The organism is Streptomyces sp. NPDC055078 (genome assembly GCF_053607985.1).
The window spans coordinates 1-3,829 of the sequence record NZ_JBSGUP010000746.1; the positions used below are offsets into that span (position 1 = coordinate 1).

Here is a 3,829-nt window from a genome sequence, read left to right on the forward strand (position 1 = left end):
GGGTACGGATGTAGCCGGGGTGCACCGAGTTCACGCGCACGCCGTCGACGGCCCAGCAGAGCGCGGCGTTGCGGGTCATGTTGGTGACCGCTCCCTTGGCCGCGTGGTAGGCGAACGACGCGCCGCTCGTGCCCGTCGTACCGCAGATCGAGCTGATGTTGACGACCGCGCCGTGGCCGCTCGCCTTGAGCGCGGGCGCGGCGTGCTGCATGCCGAGGTAGACGCTGCTCTGCGTCACCCGGACGACACGCACGTAGTCCTCCTCGGCCAGCTCGTCGATGCTGGCGCGGTGGCCGACGCCGGCGTTGTTGACGAGGACGTCCAGCCGGCCCAGCTCGGCGACGGCGGTCTCGACGGCCGTGGCCCACGACGCGCTGTCGCCGACGTCATGGCCCAGCGCAAGCGCCCGGCCACCCTCGGCGGCGATGTCCCGGGCGGCCGTGGCGACCTCGTCGGAGCGTAGGTCCGTCATCAGCACCGCGGCGCCCTCCTGCGCGAGCCGCCGGGCGGTCGCGCGCCCGAGGCCGCCCGCCGCCCCTGTCACGAGAGCGACGCGGCCGAGCAACCGGTCCGCGATCACCCTCGGCTCGCCGCCTGCCGCTCGCGAAAGATCCGTACCGGCTCGAGGTGGTCACCGCGGGCGAAGCACTCCTTCTCCATCGCCAGTCCGGAGTCCAGCACCAGCCCGGCGGTGTCGAGGAGGATCTTGTTGAGCACGGCCTTGGTCCCCTCGATCGCGCGCTGCGAGCCGCCCGCGAGCCGCTCGGCGAGCCGGAGCGCGGCCGGCAGGAGTTCGTCGTCGGGCACGACGTGGTTGACGAGACCGATCCGCTCGGCCTCGGCGGCCGCGATCCGGTCGCCGGTCATGAGGTACTCCTTGGCCCGGTGGATCCCCACCAGCCACGGCCACACCACCATGCTCCCGTCACCGGCGCCGATCCCCACCCGGACATGCGGGTCGCCGAGCACGGCGCTCTCGCCGGCGTACACGACGTCGCAAAGCATCGCGATGGTCGCGCCCAGGCCCATCGCGGAGCCGTTGACGGCCGCGATGACGGGCTGGCGGACCTCGAGGAGCCCGAGCACGATCTGGCGCGCCTCGGCGAAGGTCAGATCCAGCCGGTCGCCGGCGCCAGAGGTCACCTGGGACAGGTCGCCGCCCGCGCTGAACGCGTCGCCCTCGCCCGTCAGCACCACGGCCCGGGTCAGGTCGTCGTCCCGGATGTCGGTGAAGACTCGGGCGAGCTCTCCGTGCAGGTGGCCGTCGATCGCGTTGAACACCTCGGGTCGGTTGAGGCGCACCACCAGCACACCGCCCTCGCGCACGAACGACAGCGCGGTGTAGTCCCGGTAGCGGTCGAGATCACTCATCGGCTCTCCTCGTTGCTCGTCTCGGCGGCGCCGGCGGGCAGAGCGAACTGCGCCTCCCCGATCAGCACCACGGTTCCGGCCTGGGTCCGGCACTCGGCGGCGACTACGACCCGGGACTGCTCGCCGTCGGCGGTCACCTCCCGCACCGTCGTGGTGCACGTGAGCTCGTCCCCGGGCCACACCTTCTCCGCGAAGCGCACCTTGAACCGACGCAGGCTCGTCACTCCCAGCCAGTCGGTCAGGTAGCTCGCGAGCATCCCGGCCTGGAGCATCCCGACGGAGAAGACCGACGGGAAGCCGAGGGCGGTGGTGAAGACCTCGTCGTGGTGGAGCGGGTGGAAGTCGCCCGACGCGCCCTGGTAGCGGACGAAGTCGGTACGCGTGAGCGGTGGATAGGTACGGACCGGCGCCACCGCGCCGATCGCGACCGGCGGGTGCCCGACGCTCATCGGTCACCTCCCTGGCCGGCCGGCCGGGGCGCGGTCTCGATGATGGTGCTCCGCTGCGTGGCAACCAAGCGGCCGTCCTCGTCACGGAACTCGGTCACGAGGCTGCCCAGGCGCATCGTGCCGCCGCGCCTGCCGGGCTTCTCCACTATGTCGCCCACGGTGGTCTCGACCGTCAGCGTCTGGCCGGCCCGCGGCAGGAGTGCGTGGAACTCGTACTCCTCCTCGCCGTGCAGGATCCGGGACCGGTCGAACCCGAGCCGGGCGAAGCCCGACTGGTCCGCGGGCTCCCAGATCATCCGGCCGCTGGTCAGCATCGTCGGCGGCATCAGCGGAGCGTCGCCGCCGTGCTGCGGATCGGTCGCCCGTACGGCGCGCGCGAACTCCAGCACCTTGCTGCGGTCGATGGGGAATTCGTAGCTCACCGTCAGCCGACCTTCTGGTAGAGCGTGACGACGCCTGCACTGCCCAGCCCGAGGTTGTGCTGGAGTGCCAACGAGGCGCCCTCGACCTGACGCGCACCGGCCTCACCGCGCAGTTGCCAGACCAGCTCAGCGCACTGGGCCAGGCCCGTGGCACCGAGCGGGTGGCCCTTGGAGAGCAAGCCGCCACTGGGGTTGACCACGACCCGGCCGCCGTAGGTGTTCTGGCCGGCACGGACGAATTTCTCCGACTGGCCCTCCTCGACGAGCTGGAGCGCCTCGCAGGTCAGCACCTCGTTGATCGAGAAGCAGTCGTGCACCTCCACCACCGGGATGTCCGCGGGGTCGACCGAGGCCTGCTCGTAGACCGAGAGCGCCGCCTGGCGCGACACGTCCGCGCCGACCACCTTGAGCATGTCCGGCTCCTCGAAGACGTCGGGGAAGTCGGTGACGAGCGCCTGCCCGGCGATCGCGACGTCGGCGCGAAGGCCGCGGGAGCGCGCGAACTCCTCCGAGCAGATGATGGCGGCCGCGGCCCCGCAGGTCGGGGGGCACGCCTGCAGCCGGGTCAGCCCGCCGTAGAGCGCCGGCGAGGCGAGCACCTCCTCCTCGGTCACCGCCTGGGTGAAGACGGCGTAGGGGTTGTTGACCGCGTGCCGGCGGGACTTGACCGAGATCGACGCCATGAAGTCAGGCGACACGTCGTAGCGCTCGCAGTACTCGCGCGCGGCACCCCCGAAGAACTGCATCGCGTACGACGGGTTGTTCGGGTCGACGCCGTAGCGTCGGTCGAGCATCTCGAGGTGGCGTCCGGTCGGGATCGGTCGGTCGGTCCACTTGCTCATCAGCGCGCCCGGCTGCATCTCCTCGAACCCGACGGCGAGGACGCAGTCGGCGGCGCCAGACTCGACAGCCTGCCGGGCCAGCCACAGGGCGGTCGATCCGCTGGCGCAGTTGTTGTTGACGTTGACGATCGGGATGCCGGTCACCCCGACGCCGTAGATCGCCCGCTGACCGCTGGTGGAGTCGCCGTACACGTAGCCGGCGTAGGCCTGCTGGACCGCGTCGTACTCCAGGCCGGCGTCGGCCAGGGCAGCGCGGATCGCTGCCGCGCCCATCTCGAAGTAGTGCTGGCTCTTGCCCGGCTTGGCGAACGGAACCATGCCGACGCCGACGACCACGGTGCGTGCTGTCATGTCTGTCTTCTCCCGATTCTCGGATGGGCGGGGCTTACAGGCCCAGGTCCTTGGCGACGATGGTCTTCATGACCTCGCTGGTGCCGCCGAAGATGCGGTTGACGCGGATGTCCGCGTAGAGCCGCGCGATCGGGTACTCCCAGATGTACCCGTAGCCGCCGTGCAGCTGGAGGCAGCGGTCGATCACCCGACCGGACATCTCCGTGGCGAACAGCTTGATCCGCGCCGCGGCGGCGGGGTCGAGTGCCGACCGGTCGTCGAGATCCAGGCCCTGGTCGACCAGCGCGGTCGCGGCCGCCACATCGGTGTCGCACTCGGCGAGCACGAACTTGGTGTTCTGGAACTGCGCGAGCGGCTGGCCGAAGACCTGCCGGTCGCTCACATAGTCGCAGGT

6 protein-coding genes are annotated in these 3,829 nt (G+C 70.9%); all 6 read right to left on the minus strand.

Annotated elements, in window-relative coordinates; translation table 11 throughout:
- Positions 1-580 (minus strand): SDR family NAD(P)-dependent oxidoreductase (locus ACWF94_RS35900; RefSeq protein ID WP_453498563.1); only part of this gene is annotated, 580 nt, incomplete at its 3' end.
- Positions 577-1,371: an enoyl-CoA hydratase/isomerase family protein gene (locus ACWF94_RS35905; protein ID WP_453498565.1), complete on the minus strand. Its 795-nt coding sequence runs from the start codon at positions 1,369-1,371 to the stop codon at positions 577-579. The genes ACWF94_RS35905 and ACWF94_RS35900, both read right to left, overlap by 4 nt.
- Positions 1,368-1,820, minus strand: coding sequence for a MaoC/PaaZ C-terminal domain-containing protein (locus ACWF94_RS35910; RefSeq protein ID WP_453498568.1), 453 nt, complete (start codon positions 1,818-1,820; stop codon positions 1,368-1,370). Before ACWF94_RS35910 ends, ACWF94_RS35905 begins: the two co-directional genes overlap by 4 nt.
- A complete protein-coding gene (locus tag ACWF94_RS35915; protein WP_453498571.1) occupies positions 1,817-2,242 on the minus strand; it encodes an FAS1-like dehydratase domain-containing protein in 426 nt (141 codons plus the stop codon). Before ACWF94_RS35915 ends, ACWF94_RS35910 begins: the two co-directional genes overlap by 4 nt.
- A gap of 2 nt (positions 2,243-2,244) precedes the next feature.
- Positions 2,245-3,435 carry a lipid-transfer protein gene (locus ACWF94_RS35920; RefSeq protein ID WP_453498574.1) on the minus strand — a complete coding sequence of 397 codons (1,191 nt, stop codon included), beginning with the start codon at positions 3,433-3,435 and terminating at the stop codon, positions 2,245-2,247.
- Between the two features lie 34 nt (positions 3,436-3,469).
- A partial coding sequence (locus ACWF94_RS35925; protein ID WP_453498577.1) for an acyl-CoA dehydrogenase family protein occupies positions 3,470-3,829 on the minus strand: 360 nt, incomplete at its 5' end.